The organism is Nonomuraea rhodomycinica (genome assembly GCF_013363995.1).
Classification (GTDB): Bacteria; Actinomycetota; Actinomycetes; order Streptosporangiales; family Streptosporangiaceae; genus Nonomuraea; species Nonomuraea rhodomycinica.
The window spans coordinates 61014-78393 of record NZ_JABWGO010000003.1 but is presented as its reverse complement, the minus strand read 5'-3'; the positions used below and the strand labels follow the sequence as shown (position 1 = coordinate 78393).

The following is a 17380-nucleotide window of genomic DNA, read 5'->3' as shown; positions in this document are numbered from 1 at the left end:
TCTCACGCAGGTAAGGCTTACCTAATCCCCTGCTCGGCGGCCTGGAGCGCCGTCGCCGGACGGCCCCGCACGACCGCGAAGACGACGGCCGCGAGGGCCAGCAGCGCCAGCATGACGGTGGCCATCGGCGTCGCCGAGCCCGAGCCCACGAGGCCCACGAGCGGCGCGGCGAGGGCGCCCAGCGCGAACTGGAGCACCCCGAGCAGCGCGGAGGCGCTGCCCGCGACCTGCGGCGGCTGCCCGGCCAGGGCGAGCGCGCCGGTGCCCGGCAGCACCAGGCCCTGGCCGCACATGATGACGAACAGCCCCGCCACGATCCCGGCCAGGCCCAGCCCGGTCACCGCGGCCGCCAGCAGCAGCGCGGCGCCCGCGACCGCGACGGCGAGGCCGGCGAAGACCAGCCGCACGGGCGAGACGCGGCCCGCGAGCCGCCCGCCGACCTGGGCCATGACGGTCAGGCCGAGCGCGTTGAGCCCGAAGATCAGGGAGTACTGCTGGGGCGTGGCGTGGTAGACCTCCTGGATCACGAAGGGCGAGCCGGAGATGTAGGAGAACATCGCGGCGAAGCCCAGGCCGGCGGTCAGGGCGCTGCCCATGAACGGGCGGTCACGCAGCAGCCGGCCGAAGGTGCGCAGGGTGTGCCCGAGCCCGCCGCTCTCCCGCTTGTCCGCCGGCAGCGTCTCCCGGACGCCGGCGACCACGGCCAGCAGCAGCACCACGCCGGTCAGGCTGAGCGCGACGAACACGCCGCGCCACGAGGTGAACGACAGGAGCTGGGCGCCGGCCACCGGGGCGAGGATCGGCGCCAGGCCGCTGACGAGCATGAGCGTGGCGAAGATGCGGGCGATGGCCGGGCCGTCGTACAGGTCGCGCACCACGGCGCGCACGATCACCAGGGCGGCGCCGCCGAGGACGCCCTGCAGCAGCCGCAGCGCGATCAGCACCGGCACGTTCGGCGCGAACGCGCACAGCAGCGAGGCCACCGCGAACCCGGCGACGCCGACGAGCAGCGGCGCCCTGCGCCCGCGCACGTCGCTCACCGGCCCGGCGACGACCTGGCCGACGGAGACGCCGATGAGGCAGGCCGTCAGCGTGAGCTGCACCTGGGCGGGGGTGCTCAGCAGCTCCCCGGTGATGGCGGGCAGCGCCGGCAGGTACATGTCGATGGACAGCGGGCCGATGGCCGACAGCGCGCCGAGCACGAACAGCAGCAGGGCGCCGGCCCGCTTCGGGCGGAGGGCGCCCTCCTCGCCGCTCGCGGACCCTGACAGACTGGATCCCGATGATGCCGATGCGGACGGTGACGCCGGCGCCACGGACATGCGCGTACCCCTCTCCCTCGCAGGCGTGCGGCCCACGAGGGCCGAGGGAGAGGAACAGCGGTAAAGTCCTCCTAATTCCCGGTCATCTGATTTTTACTGATTTTCGCGGAGCTGGATGACCGAGAGTGCCGCTCCCTGCGGGTCCTGGAACATGCCGAACCGGCCCGGCGGCGAGTCCATGGAGTCGACGAAGACCTCCGCGCCGCGCCGCCGCGCGGCTCCGACGGCCGCGTCGAGGTCGGCGACCGCGAAGTAGACCATCCAGTGCGAGGGCGTCTCCGGCGGGTACATCGGCCCCATCTCGATCATCCCGGCGACTCCCCTGCCGCCCGCGTGCCACTCGGTGTAGGTGACGCCGTCCAGCTGCTGCGGGCGGGGCTCCCAGCCGAACACCGCGTGGTAGAACCGCTCGGCGGCCTCGGGGTCGCGGGTGACGAGCTCGTTCCAGCAGAACCCGCCCGGCTCGTTGACCAGGTCGGCGCCGTGGTGGCGGCCCGCCTGCCAGATCGAGGCGTACGCGCCGTCCGGCCCCTGGAAGACCGCCATCCGGCCCTCCTCCATGACCTGCATCGGCCCGGCGACGACGGTGCCGCCGGAGTTCTTGATCCGGTCGGCGGTCGCGTCGGCGTCCTCGACGGCGATGTAGCTGTTCCAGTGGGACGGCATGCTGTCGTCGTGCAGGGGTCCCACGCCGGCGACCCGCTTGTCGCCGTGGAAGAACTGGCCGTAGCCCCCGGCCGCGGGATCGTCGCTCAGCTCGGCCCGCCAGCCGAAGACCTCGCCGTAGAAGCGCACCGACGCCTCCACGTCCGCGCTCGACAGATCCACCCAGCACGGGACACCCGGCTCGTAGCCGCTGCGCTCTGACATGGGAACCCTCCTTGCCGTCCCCGGCCGCCGCCTCCTCGCGGCCGCCGCCCGACTCACCCCGCCATCAGGCTTTCACCCGGCCGGGGCCCTCGCCGGGAAACGCGCGGTAAACAGGTGGCCATATCCGGCCAGCGCCGCGTACGCGGCCGGGAATCCGGGCGGCCCGCGGCCCGGGCTGCGCACGGGACCGCTCCGCGCACTCCTTAGACTCGTGGCCATGGACTCCCCAGCCGTCGAGATCATCGGCCTGGTCAAGCGCTACGGCGGCACCACAGCGGTCGACGGCCTGTCGATGCGCGCCGCCCGTGGCGCGGTGACGGCCGTGCTCGGGCCCAACGGCGCGGGCAAGACCTCCACGGTGGAGATCTGCGAGGGCTTCCGCGAGGCCGACGAGGGCACCGTGCGCGTGCTGGGCCTGCCGCCCGCGACCCCGGCGCTGCGGCCCCGGGTGGGGGTCATGCTCCAGTCGGGCGGCGTGCCGCCCGCGACGCGCTGCGGCGAGTGGCTGCGCCTGGTCTCCCGCTTCTACGCCCGTCCCCTCGACGTCGACGCCCTGCTCGTCCGGCTGGGCCTGGCCGCCCACGCGCGCACCCCGTACCGCCGCCTGTCGGGCGGCCAGCAGCAGCGGCTGTCGCTGGCCGCGGCGGTGGTCGGCCGGCCGGAGCTGGTCTTCCTCGACGAGCCGACGGCCGGGCTCGACCCGCAGGCCCGCCACGCCTGCTGGGACCTCGTGGCCGACCTGCGCGCCGCGGGCGTGGCGGTGCTGCTGACCACCCACCACATGGACGAGGCCGAGCGGCTGGCCGACCACGTGGTGATCATCGACGGCGGGCGGGTCGTGGCCGAGGGCAGCCCCGCGGCGCTGACCGGGGCCGAGCGGCAGCTGCGCTTCCGCGCCCGGCCCGGCCTGGCGCTGGAGGAGCTGCTCAACGCGCTGCCGTCGGGCAGCGCGGCCAAGGAGTCGCCGGCCGGCCACTACATCGTGGAGGGTCTGGTGGGCCCGGAGCTGCTGGCCACCGTGACCGCCTGGTGCGCGGCCGAGGGCGTCACGGCCGACGACCTGCGCATCGAGCGCCGCACGCTGGAGGACGTCTTCCTCGAACTGACCGGCAGGGAGCTGCGATGACGACGCCGGACACGGCGGCCCTGGACCTCACCCCGGCGCCCGGGGCGGCGCCGTTCCCGCGCATGGTGCTCGCCCAGGCGGGCGCCGAGGTGCGGGCGACGCTGCGCAACGGCGAGCAGCTCCTGCTGACCCTGGTCATCCCGGTGCTGCTGCTGGCCGGGTTCACGCTGGCGCCGCTCATCGACGTCGGCGGGGGCAGCCGGGTGGCCTTCCTCGCCCCGGGCGTGCTGGCGCTGGCGGTCATGTCCACGGCGTTCACCGGGCAGGCGATCGCGACCGGCTTCGAGCGGCGTTACGGCGTGCTGAAGCGGCTGGGGGCGACCCCGCTGTCGCGGGCCGGGCTGATGCTGGCCAAGACGGCGGCCGTGCTGGCGGTGGAGCTCATCCAGGTCGTGGTGGTCGTGGCGGTGGGACTGGCGCTCGGCTGGCGACCTCACGGGTCGTTCGCGGCGGCGGCGCTGCTCATCGTGCTGGGCACGGCGGCCTTCAGCGGGCTCGGGCTGCTCATGGCGGGCACGCTGCGGGCCGAGGCGACGCTGGCCGCGGCCAACCTCGTCTACCTGGTGCTGCTGGGGGCGGGCGGGGTGATGTTCCCGCTGTCGAAGCTGCCCGAGTCGGTGCGGCCGGCGCTGGAGGTGCTGCCCATCTCGGCGCTCACCGGCGGGCTGCGGACGGTGCTGTCGGGCGGCGCGCTGCCGCTGGGCGCGCTCGGAGTGCTGGCCGCGTGGGCGGTGCTGTGCCTGGGGCTGGCCTCGCGTACGTTCCGCTGGGAGTGATCCCCGCGCCCCTGGCCCGGGTCCACGGGACCGCCCTCAGGGGGTGCGCCACCTGTGCCGGGCCACGACCGCCACGGCCGTCAGGGGCAACGCCACCGCCGCGGCCACGCCGAACAGCAGCCCGTACGCGCCGGCGCCGGCCAGGGGCCCGGCCGCCGACGACGAGACCGCGCTGCCGATGAACAGCGCCGCCGCGAAGAACGCCACGGCCGTCCCCCGGGCGTGGGGCACGACCGAGGTCGCCCACGTCTGCAGCGACGAGTGCATGAACGACCAGCCGCCGCCGAACAGCAGCGCCGCCGCCGTCACGGTCACCAGGCTCACGTGCACGGCGACCAGCGCGTACCCCAGGCAGAGCTGGGAGCCGCCCACGGCGATGAGCACGGGCGCGGACCAGCGCCGCGACAGCCGCTTGACCAGCCGGGTCAGCAGCCACAGCCCCGCGCCGTAGACCGCGGTGGCCAGGCCCGCCACCGCCGCGGTGACCCCGTGGTGCTGGAGGGCGGTGGCGAGGAAGGGCAGCAGCCCCAGCAGCACGGCGCCCTCCACGAACGCCAGCGCGAACACCAGCAGCGCCCAGCGCTCCCGCAGCACCGCGCCGAGGTGGGCGCCGAGCCCGGCGACGGCGCCCCGGGGCGGCTCGGGCACCGAGCGCAGGCCGAGCGCGCAGGCCAGGGCGCACAGGGCGGAGGTGGTGAAGACGACGCGCCAGCTCACCAGGTCGGCCAGCACGCCGCCGAACCCGGTGGCCACGGCCGTGCCCAGCGCGGTCGCGCCCATGAGGTCCGACAGGGCGCGCTGGCGGATCGGCGCGGCGACGGTGTCGCCCACGTAGGTGAGGGAGGTGGGGATCACCGCGCCGAAGCAGGCGCCGGCCACGACCCGCAGCGCGACCAGCGGGACCAGGCCCGGCATGAACGCGGAGGCCAGGCCCGCCGCGGTGGCGCCCAGCAGCGCGCCCCGCATCACCGGCACGCGCCCGTACCGGTCGGACAGCACGCCCCACAGGGGCTGGGACAGGCCGTAGGCGAGGTAGTAGCCGCTCGCCGCCGCGACCGCCGCGGCGAGCGTCACGCGCAGGTCCAGGGCGATCAGGACGAGCATGGGGCCGACGGCGAAGCGGTCGAAGCTGCTGACGAGGGAGGCGGCGGACAGGGCGGACGGCGGCCGCACCAGGGCGACGGGCTGTGCGGGTGCGGTCATGTCTCCAGCGCGTGACGGGGGCGGTCGAGGGCACCGAATTCCGGTCCTACCACCCTAAGTGGGGATATGTCGAGGCCGTTGACTATCCTCGGCACATTGCCGTAACCGGCCCCTCTTTCATCGCCTGATCGCGCCTGTCTTCGCAGCCCAGAGGAGCATCGTGACCGCCTTCGCCCTGGACGACCCCTACGACCGCAGATCCGGACTGCCGCGGCCGGGCAGCCTGCTGCGCTCGGCCGCGGGCTCGGTCCCGCCGTCGGGGCTCGTCCTGCTGGGGATCTTCTCCGTGCAGCTCGGGGCGGGGTTCGCCAAGGAGCTGTTCGCGGCGCTGCCGCCGAGCGCGGTGGTGTTCCTCCGCATCATGGCGGGCGCGCTGATCATGGGCGTGGTGGCCCGGCCGAAGCTGCGGGGGATGTCGTGGCGCGCGTGGGCGGTCGGGCTCGGCTTCGGCGTGACGCTCGGCGTGATGAACCTGACGTTCTACGAGGCGCTGTCGCGCCTGCCGATGGGCATCGCGGTGGCGATCGAGTTCCTGGGCCCCCTCGGGGTGGCCGTGGCCGCGTCGCGGCGCCGGTTGGACCTGCTGTGGGTCGGGCTGGCGGGGCTGGGCGTGGCGCTGCTCGCCCCGTGGGGCCAGTCGCAGAGCGTGAGCTGGGTCGGCATCGGCTTCGCCCTGGTGGCCGGCGCCTGCTGGGCGGCCTACATCCTGCTGTCGGCCGCGGCGGGCAAGCACTTCCCCGGGACGACCGGGCTGTCGTTCGCGATGATCGTCTCGGCCGTGCTGGTCGCGCCGGTGGGCGTCGCGACGGGCGGGGCCGAGCTGCTGCAGCCGGAGCTGGTGCTGATCGGGCTCGGGGTGGGGCTGCTGTCGTCGGTGATCCCGTACTCGCTGGAGCTGAACGCGCTGCGGCGGATGCCCAAGCACGTGTTCGGCATCCTCATGAGCCTGGAGCCGGCGGTGGCGGCGATGGTCGGGCTCGTGGTGCTGGGCGAGGTGCTGCACCTGCAGCAGTGGGCGGCGATCGCCAGCATCGTGGCGGCCAGCCTGGGCGCGACCCGGTCACGCTGACCGGGCGCCCGCGCGGCCGGGTGCCGGAGGCCGCGCCCGCGGCTAGGCGCCGGAGGCCGCGCCCGGGCCGGCCCAGATGCCGCGGACGTGGCCGATGTGCTCGGCCATGATGTGCCCCGCCGCGTCACGCTCGCCCGCCTCCAGCGCGTCCAGCAGCGCCAGGTGCTCGCGGGCCGAGGAGGCCAGCTTCTCGCCCGGCAGCTGCGACAGGCCGTACAGGCGGGCCCGGTTGCGCAGGTCGGTGACCACCGACACCAGCCGGGAGTTGCCCGACAGCGCCAGCAGTTCCAGGTGGAAGCGCAGGTCGGCGTCCACGTACGCGAGCAGGTCGCCGCGCTCGGCGGCGGCCACGATGTCCTCGGCCAGCGGCCGGAGCCGGGCGAACTCCCCGGCGGGCGCGTCGTCGGCCAGCCGGGCCACGGTCGGCACCTCGATCAGCCGGCGCAGCTCGGTCAGCTCGTCCAGGTCGCGCGCGGACAGCTCGGTGACCCGGAAGCCCTTGTTGCGCACGGCCTCGACCAGGCCCTCCTTGGCCAGGTCGAGCATCGCCTCGCGGACGGGCGTGGCCGAGACCCCGAACTGCTGCGCCAGCACGGGCGCCGAGTAGACGACGCCGGGGCGCATCTCCCCCGTGACCAGCGCGGCGCGCAGCGCGTGGGCCACCTGCTCGCGCAGGCTCTGCCGCTCTCCGACCTCCGGCAGGTCGAGCCGGTGCTCCGCGCCCATCCGCTCATCCACTCCCAACGTCCCACGCCTCGTACGCGGCGGCGGCCACCACCAGGTCCTCCCACGCCATGCCCGTGCTCTTGAAGACGCGGGGCCCGGGCCCCGGGGTCAGGCGGCCGGCGATCAGCTCGGCGAGGTTCCCGGCGAGATGGCCAGTGGTGATCGTACCGTGGCTGATCGGCACGATCACGTCGCCCGCCTCGGCCAGGGCCGAGGAGCGGGCCTCGACGACCACGGTGGAGCGGGCGACCAGGTCGTCGTCCAGCTCACGGGCGTCGGGCTCGTGGGAGCCGACGGCGACGACGGTGGCGCCGTCGCGCGGCAGGACGCCGGCGAACAGCGGCAGCCGGGCGGTGGTGCAGCAGGCGATGAGGTCGGCCCGGGAGACCGCCTCGCGCAGCTGCGGGCCGTCGCCGGTCCCGGGCAGCGCCCGGGCGCGCAGGCCGAGGGCGGCGCGGCAGTGGGCGGCCAGCGCCTCGGCGCGGCCGGGGTCGCGGCCGGCGACGGTGACGCTCCGCACGGGGCGCACCGCGGCGAGCGCCTCGGCGTGCCCGTACGCCTGCGGTCCCGTGCCGAACACCAGCAGCTCGCTCGCGTCCGGCTCCGCCAGGTGCCGGACGGCCAGCGCGGAGACCGCCGGGGTGCGCAGCGAGGTGAGCGCCACCCCGTCGAGGGCGGCCAGCGGCGTCAGCGTGCCGCCGTCGAACAGCAGATACGTGCCCTGGATGCGGGGCAGCCCGCGCCCGGGGTTGCCCGGGGCCACGGTGACGGCCTTGACCCCGGCGTAGCGGCCCGCCGCGGCCGGCATGAGCAGGAGCTGGCCGCCGGGCAGGTCCGCGGCGGTGCGCAGCGGGGTGTCCTCAGGGTCGAGCCCGGCGCGCAGGGCGTCCTCCAGGACGCGCACGGCCCGGACCATGGGCACCAGCCGCCGCAGGGTGCCGGCGTCCAGGTACGGCAGCGCGGTCAGATCATCCGTCATGAGGTCACCGCAGCACGAATCCGGCGCCGAGCGGGTCGTCCGCGTCCAGCTCGAAGGCGTGCCGGCCGGTGCGGTAGGCCATGCCCTCCACCTCCGGCACCACCCCCTCCGCGGTGACCCGGGCGACGCGGGCCCGGAAGACGGAGCCGACGACGCTCTCGTGGACCAGCGGCTCGCGCACGCCCTCGTCGTGCAGGAGCGCCAGCCGCGCGGCCGTGCCGGACCCGCACGGCGAGCGGTCCACCTCGCCGTCGGCGAACACGGTGACGTTGCGCTGGCGGACCCGCCCGTCCTCGCCGGGCAGCTCGTCGTGGAAGATCACTCCGTAGACGCCGGACAGCCGCTCGTCGGCGGGGTGCCGGGTGGCCGGGTGGCCCTCCAGGTCGCGCTTGATCCGGCGGGCGCGGGCGATCAGCTCGGTCAGGTGCCCGGCGCGCACCTCCAGCCCGACGGAGCGGGCCGGCAGGCTGGCGTAGACGGCGCCGCCGTAGGCGAGGTCCACGCTCGTGCCGTCCGCCGGGACGCCGCGGGCCAGCACGAACGACGGCACGCCGACGAACGTGACCGCCTCGATCCGCCCACCGGAGCACCGCACACGGGCGGTGACGCGGCCCGACGGCACGTCCACGACGACGTCGGTCTCCCCGTCGGGCGCGGCGGCCACCAGGCCCTCGCGGACCGCGTGGACGCCGAGCGCGATCGTGCCGTGCCCGCAGGCGGTGGAGAAGCCGTCCTTGTGCCAGAACAGCACCCCGAGGTGGGCCCCCGGGTCGTCGGGCGGGACGAGGTAGCAGCCGTACATGTCGGCGTGGCCGCGCGGCTCGTGGCAGAGCAGCCGCCGCAGCCGGTCGGCCTGGCTCCCCGGGCGCCGGGCGTGCTCGCGGCGGTCGAGCACGCTCGTCCCGGGCAGCTCGGGAGCCCCGCCGGTGACGACGCGGAACGGCTCCCCGCCGGTGTGGTAGTCGATCGTGGTGACGATGCCGAGTGCGCTCACAGCTCGAAACCCTCCGGGAACGGGTCGCGCGGATCGAGGAAGTACTGGGCCGTGCCGGTGACCCAGGCGCGGCCGGTGATCGACGGCACCACCGCCGGAGCGCCGCCGACCGTGGCCTCCTCCAGCAGGCGGCCGACGAAGCGGGTGCCGATGAACGACTCGTTGACGAAGTCGCGGCCCAGGGGCAGCTCGCCCCGGGCGTGGAGCTGCGCCATGCGGGCGCTCGTGCCGGTGCCGCACGGGGAGCGGTCGAACCAGCCGGGGTGGATGGCCATCGCGTGCCGCGAGTGGCGCGCGTCGGAGCCCGGCCCGGCGAAGTAGACGTGGTGGCAGCCGCGGATGCGCCCGTCCTCGCGGTGGACCGGCTCGTCGGCGGCGTTGATCGCCGCCATGGTGGCCAGGCCTGCGGCCAGGATCTCGTTCTTGGCCTTGCGGTCGAACGGCAGCCCGTACGCGTCGAGGTCGACGATGGCGTAGAAGTTGCCGCCGTAGGCCAGGTCGTAGCGGATGTCGCCGTACCCGGGCACGGTGACGGAGGCGTCCAGCCGGTCGCTGTAGGACGGCACGTTGCGCAGCGTCACGGACGTGGCCATGCCGTCCTCGACGGCGACCTCGGCCACGACGAGCCCGGCCGGCACCTCCAGGCGCACGGTGGTGACCGGCTCGGTCACCTCGACCATGCCGGTCTCGACGAGCACGGTGGCCACCCCGATGGTGCCGTGGCCGCACATGGGCAGCAGCCCCGACACCTCGATGAACAGCACGCCCCAGTCGGCGTCCGGCCGGGTGGGCGGCTGCAGGATGGCTCCGCTCATGGCGGCGTGGCCGCGTGGCTCGTTCATGAGCAGCCGCCGGACGTGGTCGAGGTGGTCGCGGAAGTACACCCGCCGCTCGGCCATGGTGGCGCCGGGGACGACGCCGACGCCGCCGGTGACGACGCGGGTCGGCATGCCCTCGGTGTGGGAGTCGACGGCGTGGAAGACGCGCTTGGTCCTCATCGCAGGCCCTCGGCGAGCGCCTTCTCGGTGGCGGCACGCACGACGGCCTCCTGCTCGGCGCTCAGCGGGAGGCGCGGCGGCCGGCACGGCCCGCCGTGGCGGCCGGCGATGTCCATGGACAGCTTGATGGCCTGGACGAACTCGGTCTTGGAGTCCCAGCGCAGGAGCGGGTGCAGCCGGCGGTAGAGCGGCAGGGCGGTGCCGAGGTCCCCCGCGGTCGCGGCCCGGTAGAGCTCGACGCTGGAGGCGGGCAGCGCGTTCGGGTAGCCGGCGACCCAGCCGACGGCCCCGGCCACGGCCAGCTCCAGGAGCACGTCGTCGGAGCCGACCAGCAGGTCGAGCCCCGGCGCCAGCTCGGCGATCTCGTACGCCCGGCGCGGGTCACCGCTGAACTCCTTGACCGCGACGATGAGCCCCTCGTCGAAGAGCCGGGCCAGCAGGGCGGGCGTCAGGTCCACCTTGGTGTCGTAGGGGTTGTTGTAGGCGACGACGGGCACGCCCGCCCTGGCCACCTCGCGGTAGTGGTCGAGGACGGCGTCCTCGCCGGCCCGGTAGGCGTTCGGCGGCAGCAGCAGCACCGAGCCGCAGCCGGCCTCACCGGCCCGCTCGGCCCAGGCGCGCGACTCGGCCGCGCCGTACGCGCCGGCCCCGGCCATCACGTTCGCTCCGCCGACGGCCGCCACGGCGGTCTCCATCACGCGGGCGCGCTCGTCGGGGGTGAGGGTCTGGTACTCGCCGAGGGAGCCGTTGGGCACGATCCCGTCGCAGCCCTGGTCCACCAGCCACCGGCAGTGCTCGGCGTACCGGTCGAGGTCGACGGTGAGGTCGTCGCTCAGGGGCAGCGCGGTGGCCACCATGACCCCGTGCCAGGGTCGGACGCGCTCGGTCATGACAAGTCCTCCAGGTCGGCCGAGGGGGTTGCGGAGTTCCCGAGCAGTAATATGTCACATACTTTTCCCGCTGAGAAGAGGCGTTCCCCGGTGACGGGACCGCCCTCCCCGGCCCATACCATCGATGACGTGAAGCAATCCACGGACCACCCGAACCGCCTCGTCCGGCTCCTGCTGTCGCCGTGGCATCCCACGGCGGAGTCGTTCAGCGGCTGGGCGCTCGCGTCCGTGGTGGCCAACGCCGGCATCACCGTGAGCGGCGCCGCCGTCCGCGTCACCGGCTCCGGGCTCGGCTGCCCGACCTGGCCGCGGTGCACGCCCGACAGCTTCGTGCCGGTGGCGCACCCCGAGCTCTCGATGGCGACCATGCTGGTCGAGTTCGGCAACCGGCTGGTCACGTTCCTCGTGCTGGCGGTCGGGGTCGCCTGCCTGCTGTCGGCGCTGCGGCTGCGGCCGGTCCGCCGGTCCCTGCTCCTGCTGACCCTGCTCCAGCCGCTGGGCGTCGTGGCGCAGGCGCTGTGGGGCGGCCTGGTGGTCAGGACCATGCTCAACCCGTTCACGGTCAGCGTGCACTTCCTCCTGTCGATCGGGCTGGTCGCCGCCTGCTGGGTGCTCTACCGGCGCACCCGGGAGGGCGACGGCCCCGTGCGGCCGCTGGTCCACCGCGACATCCGCCGCCTCGGCCACGTCCTGGTCCCGGCGGTGTTCGCCCTCCTGCTGGCCGGCGTGACGGCGACCGGCACGGGCCCGCACTCGGGCGACGAGCTGGCCTCGCGCTTCGACCTCGACATCGAGAGCGTGGTGCGGCTGCACGCCGACGTCGCCTACCTGGTGGTGGGGCTGACGTTCGCGCTGGCGTTCGCGCTGCGGGTGACCGGCGCGCCGCGCGAGGCCCGGCGGGCGGCGCTCGCCCTGCTGGGGGTGGAGCTGCTCCAGGGCGTGATCGGCTACACCCAGTACTTCCTGGCCGTGCCCGCGTTCCTCGTGGGGGTGCACGTCCTCGGCGCGACGCTGGTGTGGATCTTCGCGCTGCGCGCCGTCACGGCGCTGCGCGTGCGTGAGGCCGCCGAGGAGGCCCCCGCCCCCTCCCCCACCGGAGTGCCCGCCGCCGTCTGAGCGGTTATGCCAGGGTATGGGGTGAGAAGTCGGCCACTCCCCCACCGAGGCGAGGTGCAGTTTTGCGGCTGTTTGTCCGCTCCTTCCGGGGTGCCGCGCTTCGAGCACGCCGTCCCTCCCGGCCCGCGTTACGCCGGGCCTACCAGGGGGCGGTCCTGCTCAGCGTGCTCGCCCTGGCCCCGATGACCTGGGCCTGGTTCGGCAGCGCGCCCCACCGCGTGGTCGCCGGCGAGCCCGGCTGGCGGGCGCGGGTGCCCGGCGCCGAGGCGGCGCTGGTGCTCGGCGCCGGCCTGTACGACGGCCGCCCCTCCGCCATGCTGGCCGGCCGGCTCGACATCGCCGCCGAGCTGTACCGGACGGGCAAGGTCAGGGCCGTGCTCCTGTCGGGCGACAACAGCCGCAGGGAGTACGACGAGCCGTCGGCGATGGCCGGCTACCTGGCCGCGCGGGGCGTGCCCCCGGACGTCATGGTCCTGGACTACGCCGGCTTCGACACCTGGGACTCCTGCGTACGGGCCCGGCAGGTGTTCGGCGCCCGCCGGGTGACCGTGGTGACCCAGGCCTTCCACCTGCCCCGGGCGGTGACGCTGTGCCGGGCGGCCGGCCTGGAGACCTTCGGCGTGGGCGACGACTCGACCCGGCGGCTGGCCGCCACCACCTACGTCTACGCCACCCGGGAGCTGGCCGCGACCGCCAAGGGCCTCGCCGACGCCCTGCTGCTGCACTCCGAGCCGGTCTTCCCCGGCCCGCGCGAGAGCTCGCTCACCACGATCCTGGCCCGCTCCCGCTGACCGCCGGGAACTGCGCCCGCGACATGCTCATGATCTCCAGCAGCGCCCGCTGCTCCTCGTGGAAGGCGTCCTCGTCCACCACGCGGCGCGCGGCCCGCTCGTGCAGCAGGCCCAGCTCGGTGGCGGCGAGCTGGTAGTCGCGCATGGCCCGCAGGCCCCGCTTGCCGCCGTGGGCGCGGGCCCACTGCCGGGCCTTGCGGCGCCGGGGCAGCGCGGACAGCATGTGGATGTCGCCGGCGTCGACCAGCCGCGTCGGCTCGTACGGCGGCAGGTAGCGCTGCAGGAGCGCGACGATGCGCCGCCGGTCGCGGAAGACCACCGCGATCAGCACGGCCAGCACCACCAGCAGCGTGGCGTAGGCGATCACCAGGCCGCGGAACCCGCCGTAGGAGACCATGCCGTTCCACAGCCCGTGCAGCACCATCGCACCGGCCCAGCCGGCCATGATGGAGAACACCCGCTCGGGGCCCTGGCGGTGGGCCGCGTAGGCCACCGCCACCCCGATCATCGAGGTGAACAGGGGGTGCGCGAACGGCGACAGGATGCCGCGCAGCACCACGGTGACGGCCAGGCCCACGCCGCCGGCCTCGGAGTTGAGCGCCTGGACGTAGTAGCTGACGTTCTCGCTCATCGCGAAGCCGAGACCCACCATGCTCGCGTAGATGACGCCGTCGGTGGGCCCGTCGAGCTCGGCCCGGCGGAAGCGCAGCAGCCCGAGCAGCACCAGGCCCTTCATGGTCTCCTCGACCACGGGCGCGCCGAAGGTGGCGACCAGGTTGCGGGCGCTGGCCGCCGACACGTTGGCCGTGTCGGTGACGTAGTGCAGGTTGAGCGAGTTGATCAGACCGGCGACGAGCACGGCGACGCCCGCGCCCCAGGCGAAGGCGAAGATCAGGTTGCTGCGCGGCTCGGGCTCCATCCGGTCGAGCGCGAGCACCGCGGCCAGCAGCAGCGGCACGGGCGCCAGGGCCAGCACGAGCGCGATGACGAACTGCACGGGCGCGCCGTTGATCACGTCGAAGGACAGCGAGACGAGCGCACAGATGCCGGTGAGGACCAGCCCGGTGATCAACGCGAACGACGGGCGGTCCTTCAACACCCAGCGTGGATCACGGGACGTCATACGGTGACTTTAACGGATCACGGAGCAGGTGTCCCGCGAGGGAGGCAGGCCCGCTCAGGACAGCAGGGGGTCGATCGCGACGGCCAGGAACAGCAGCGCCAGGTAGGCGTTGGACCAGTGGAAGAAGCGCATCGGGCGCAGGTCCACCCCGGTCTTGCCGGCGTTGAGCCGGGCCAGCAGGCGGTGCACCTCCCACAGGCACATGGCGCCCAGCACCGCGGCCACGATGGGGTAGAACAGCGTGGTCCCGGCCACCGGCCACAGGGCCAGCGAGCACAGCACGGTCGCCCAGGTGTAGGCGATCGACTCCAGGATCACCCGCCGCTCGGTGGCCACGACGGGCAGCATCGGCACCTCGGCCGCCGCGTAGTCCTCCTTGTAGCGCATGGCCAGCGTCCAGGTGTGCGGCGGCGTCCAGAAGAACACCACGCCGAACAGCACCAGCGGCGCCCAGTCGAGCCGCTCGGTGATGCCGGCCCAGCCGATCAGCACCGGCATGCAGCCGGCGATGCCGCCCCACACGATGTTCTGGGCGGTGCGCCGCTTGAGGATCATCGAGTAGACGAGGACGTAGAACAGGATCGCCCCGGTGGACAGCACGGCGGCGAGCCAGTTGGTCGTCACCCACAGCCCGATCAGGGACAGCAGGCCGAGCACGATGCCGAAGATCAGCGCCCCCCGCGGGGAGACCTGGTGCCGCGCCAGGGGGCGGCGCCGGGTGCGGCGCATCTTCTGGTCGATGTCGCGGTCGACGTAGCAGTTGAGGGCGTTGGCGCTGCCCGCCGACAGCGTGCCGAACACCATGACGGCGACGGACGTCCACAGCGGCGGCAGCCCTCCGGCGGCCAGGAACATCACCGGCAGCGTGGTGATGAGCAGCAGCTCGATGATCCGCGGCTTGGTCAGGGCGATGTAGGCCTTGACGACCATGCCGATCGAGCGGCCGCTCGGGCGCGGCGCATCCTCCGCCGGAGCGGGGGCCGTCGCCTGCCTGTTCGTCAGCACCGTCAAGGCGCTTCCAGCACGTGCGGAGTCAACGCGTAACCTCTGATTAGAGCGGATCCGTGGACGGGGCGCCGTGGCGGCCCTGCGGACAACAACCAAACTGTAGTCGCAGGGTCGGCCGGTCCGGCCAATGGGGGGCTCGGGGCCGGGCGTCACCACCCAGGGAACACGCGTGGAGGGAGTGGGGAACGTTCGGCGCCGCCACTCGGTTAGGGTCCGGTGTGGGCGGGATATGCCGAACCGGCACCATCCAATGACAACTAGATTCCGGAGATCGAGCACTTGAGCACCGAACTCGTGCCAGCCCTCGAATGGACCGACCTCGACAAGAAGGCGGTCGACGTCGTTCGAGCCCTGGCCATGGACGCAGTGGAGAAGGCGGGCTCGGGCCACCCCGGCACCGCCATGAGTCTGGCACCCGCCGCTTACCTGCTTTTCCAGCGTACGATGCGCCACGACCCGACGGACCCGACCTGGATCGGTCGTGACCGATTCGTGCTGTCGTGCGGCCATTCGAGCCTGACCCTGTACATCCAGCTCTACCTGTCGGGTTACGGCCTCACCCTGGAGGACCTGGAGCGGCTGCGCCAGTGGGACAGCCGCACCCCCGGTCACCCGGAGCACGGCCACACGGCCGGTGTGGAGACCACGACGGGCCCGCTGGGCCAGGGCCTGGGCAACGCCGTGGGCATGGCCATGGCCGCCCGCCGCGAGCGCGGCCTGTTCGACCCCGACGCCGCGCCGGGCGCCTCGCCGTTCGACCACCACATCTGGTGCTTCGTCAGCGACGGCGACATCGAGGAGGGCATCAGCCACGAGGTGAGCGCCCTCGCCGGTCACCAGAAGCTGGGCAACCTGACGGTCGTCTACGACGACAACCACATCTCGATCGAGGACGACACCCTCATCGCCAAGTCCGAGGACGTCCTCAAGCGCTACGAGGCGTACGGCTGGCAGACGCTGAGCGTCGACTGGACCGAGACCGGCGACTACGTCGAGGACGTGCAGGCGCTGCACGCCGCGCTGGAGGAGTCGCGCGCCGAGACCGACCGGCCGACGTTCATCAGGCTGCGCACGATCATCGGCTGGCCCGCGCCCAACAAGCAGAACACCGGCAAGATCCACGGCTCGGCGCTCGGCGCCGAGGAGGTCGCCGCCACCAAGCGCGTGCTGGGCATGAACCCCGACAAGAGCTTCGACGTCCCGGCCGAGGTGCTGCAGCACGCCCGCGGGGTGGCCCGCCGCAACCACGAGGCGCGCGCCGAGTGGCAGAAGTCCTACGACGCCTGGCGCGAGGCCAACCCGGAGCGCGCCGCCGAGCTCGACCGCATCTCCGCCCACCGGCTGCCCGACGGCTGGACTCAGGCGCTGCCGCAGTTCGAGAAGGGCGCGTCGATGGCCACCCGCAAGGCCTCCGGCGAGGTGCTGAGCGCCCTGGCGCCCATCCTGCCGGAGCTGTGGGGCGGCTCGGCCGACCTGGCCGAGTCCAACAACACCACGATGAAGGGCGAGCCGTCGTTCATCCCGGAGGAGTACCAGACCAAGGAGTTCCCGGGTAACCGCTACGGCCGCACGCTGCACTTCGGCATCCGCGAGCACGGCATGGGCGCGATCCTCAACGGCATCGCCCTGCACGGCGGCACCCGCCCCTACGGCGGCACGTTCCTCGTCTTCTCCGACTACATGCGCCCCTCCGTGCGGCTGGCCGCCCTGATGAAGCTGCCGGTCACGTACGTGTGGACGCACGACTCGATCGGCCTCGGCGAGGACGGCCCGACGCACCAGCCGATCGAGCACCTGTGGGCGCTGCGCGCGATCCCCGGCCTCGACGTGGTCCGCCCGGCCGACGCCAACGAGACGGCCTACGCCTGGAAGACGGTCCTGGAGCACACCGACCGGCCGGCCGCGCTGGCGCTGACCCGCCAGAACCTGCCGGTCTACGAGGGCACCAGCGCCGAGGGCGTCGCCCGCGGCGGCTACATCCTGCGCGAGGCGTCCGACGCCCAGCCGCGGGTGATCCTCATCGCCACCGGCAGCGAGGTCGAGCTGGCCGTCAACGGCCGCGACCTGCTGGAGGCGCAGGGCATCCCGACGCGGGTCGTGTCGATGCCGTGTGTCGAGTGGTTCCACGGGCAGGACTCGGCGTACAGGCAGAGCGTGCTGCCGCCGTCGGTCAAGGCCCGCGTCGCCGTCGAGGCGGGAGTCGCGCTGGGCTGGCGGGAGTTCGTCGGCGAGCACGGGGAAGTGGTGAGCCTCGAACACTTCGGCGCCTCCGCGCCGTACAAGACGCTGTACGAGCAGTTCGGGCTGACGGCCGAGAGAGTCGCGGCGGCGGCCAAGGCCAGCCTGGCCAAGCTGGGCCAGGACAAGGGTGAGACGACGGGAAACTGAA

At 73.9% G+C, this 17380-nt stretch carries 16 protein-coding genes; 6 read left to right on the top strand and 10 right to left on the bottom strand.

What is annotated here, in order from left to right:
• Positions 1-17: 17 nt before the first annotated feature.
• Positions 18-1322, bottom strand: coding sequence for a multidrug effflux MFS transporter (locus tag HT134_RS16125; RefSeq protein WP_175601212.1), 1305 nt, complete (start codon positions 1320-1322; stop codon positions 18-20).
• Positions 1323-1415: 93 nt separating this feature from the next.
• Complete coding sequence (locus HT134_RS16120; protein ID WP_175601211.1) at positions 1416-2192, bottom strand: VOC family protein; 777 nt, start codon at positions 2190-2192, stop codon at positions 1416-1418.
• Positions 2193-2409: 217 nt separating this feature from the next.
• On the opposite strand from HT134_RS16120, the gene HT134_RS16115 reads away from it, so the two are divergent.
• Positions 2410-3318, top strand: coding sequence for an ABC transporter ATP-binding protein (locus HT134_RS16115; protein ID WP_175601210.1), 909 nt, complete (start codon positions 2410-2412; stop codon positions 3316-3318).
• The gene (locus tag HT134_RS16110; RefSeq protein WP_175601209.1) at positions 3315-4094 is read left to right on the top strand and encodes an ABC transporter permease; all 780 of its coding nucleotides are present in this window, start codon (positions 3315-3317) and stop codon (positions 4092-4094) included. Before HT134_RS16115 ends, HT134_RS16110 begins: the two co-directional genes overlap by 4 nt.
• A gap of 36 nt (positions 4095-4130) precedes the next feature.
• Here the strand turns inward: HT134_RS16110 and HT134_RS16105 are convergent, their stop codons facing one another.
• Complete coding sequence (locus HT134_RS16105) at positions 4131-5297, bottom strand: MFS transporter (RefSeq protein WP_175601208.1); 1167 nt, start codon at positions 5295-5297, stop codon at positions 4131-4133.
• Between the two features lie 160 nt (positions 5298-5457).
• Here HT134_RS16105 and HT134_RS16100 point away from each other — a divergent pair, with 160 nt between their 5' ends.
• The gene (locus HT134_RS16100) at positions 5458-6366 is read left to right on the top strand and encodes an EamA family transporter (protein WP_175601207.1); all 909 of its coding nucleotides are present in this window, start codon (positions 5458-5460) and stop codon (positions 6364-6366) included.
• Positions 6367-6408: 42 nt separating this feature from the next.
• Here HT134_RS16100 and HT134_RS16095 read toward each other — a convergent pair whose 3' ends face one another.
• The 5 genes from HT134_RS16095 to HT134_RS16075 are packed head-to-tail and all read right to left on the bottom strand — an operon-like array spanning position 6409 to position 10953.
• Complete coding sequence (locus HT134_RS16095) at positions 6409-7092, bottom strand: GntR family transcriptional regulator (RefSeq protein WP_175601206.1); 684 nt, start codon at positions 7090-7092, stop codon at positions 6409-6411.
• Between the two features lie 4 nt (positions 7093-7096).
• On the bottom strand, positions 7097-8071 hold the full coding sequence (locus HT134_RS16090; protein WP_175601205.1) for an ornithine cyclodeaminase family protein: 975 nt from the start codon (positions 8069-8071) through the stop codon (positions 7097-7099).
• 4 nt (positions 8072-8075) lie between these two features.
• Positions 8076-9065: a proline racemase family protein gene (locus HT134_RS16085; protein ID WP_312888151.1), complete on the bottom strand. Its 990-nt coding sequence runs from the start codon at positions 9063-9065 to the stop codon at positions 8076-8078.
• Complete coding sequence (locus HT134_RS16080) at positions 9062-10063, bottom strand: proline racemase family protein (RefSeq protein ID WP_175601204.1); 1002 nt, start codon at positions 10061-10063, stop codon at positions 9062-9064. The genes HT134_RS16085 and HT134_RS16080 overlap by 4 nt, the downstream gene beginning before the upstream one ends.
• Positions 10060-10953 (bottom strand): dihydrodipicolinate synthase family protein, encoded by an 894-nt coding sequence (locus HT134_RS16075; RefSeq protein ID WP_175601203.1) that lies wholly within the window; start codon positions 10951-10953, stop codon positions 10060-10062. Before HT134_RS16075 ends, HT134_RS16080 begins: the two co-directional genes overlap by 4 nt.
• A gap of 129 nt (positions 10954-11082) precedes the next feature.
• Here HT134_RS16075 and HT134_RS16070 point away from each other — a divergent pair, with 129 nt between their 5' ends.
• Positions 11083-12069 carry a COX15/CtaA family protein gene (locus tag HT134_RS16070; protein ID WP_312888150.1) on the top strand — a complete coding sequence of 329 codons (987 nt, stop codon included), beginning with the start codon at positions 11083-11085 and terminating at the stop codon, positions 12067-12069.
• Positions 12070-12131: 62 nt separating this feature from the next.
• Positions 12132-12860 carry a SanA/YdcF family protein gene (locus HT134_RS16065; RefSeq protein WP_246364504.1) on the top strand — a complete coding sequence of 243 codons (729 nt, stop codon included), beginning with the start codon at positions 12132-12134 and terminating at the stop codon, positions 12858-12860.
• On the opposite strand, the gene HT134_RS16060 is transcribed toward HT134_RS16065, so the two are convergent.
• Together HT134_RS16060 and HT134_RS16055 are read right to left on the bottom strand one after the other, a co-directional pair.
• The gene (locus HT134_RS16060) at positions 12832-13983 is read right to left on the bottom strand and encodes a PrsW family intramembrane metalloprotease (RefSeq protein ID WP_175601201.1); all 1152 of its coding nucleotides are present in this window, start codon (positions 13981-13983) and stop codon (positions 12832-12834) included. The genes HT134_RS16065 and HT134_RS16060 overlap by 29 nt on opposite strands.
• Before the next feature lie 54 nt (positions 13984-14037).
• On the bottom strand, positions 14038-14994 hold the full coding sequence (locus HT134_RS16055; RefSeq protein ID WP_175601200.1) for a heme o synthase: 957 nt from the start codon (positions 14992-14994) through the stop codon (positions 14038-14040).
• A gap of 354 nt (positions 14995-15348) precedes the next feature.
• Between HT134_RS16055 and tkt the strand changes: the two genes are divergently transcribed.
• Entirely contained in the window at positions 15349-17379 is a 2031-nt protein-coding gene (gene tkt, locus HT134_RS16050) for a transketolase (RefSeq protein ID WP_246364528.1), read from the top strand.
• Position 17380: the final 1 nt, after the last annotated feature.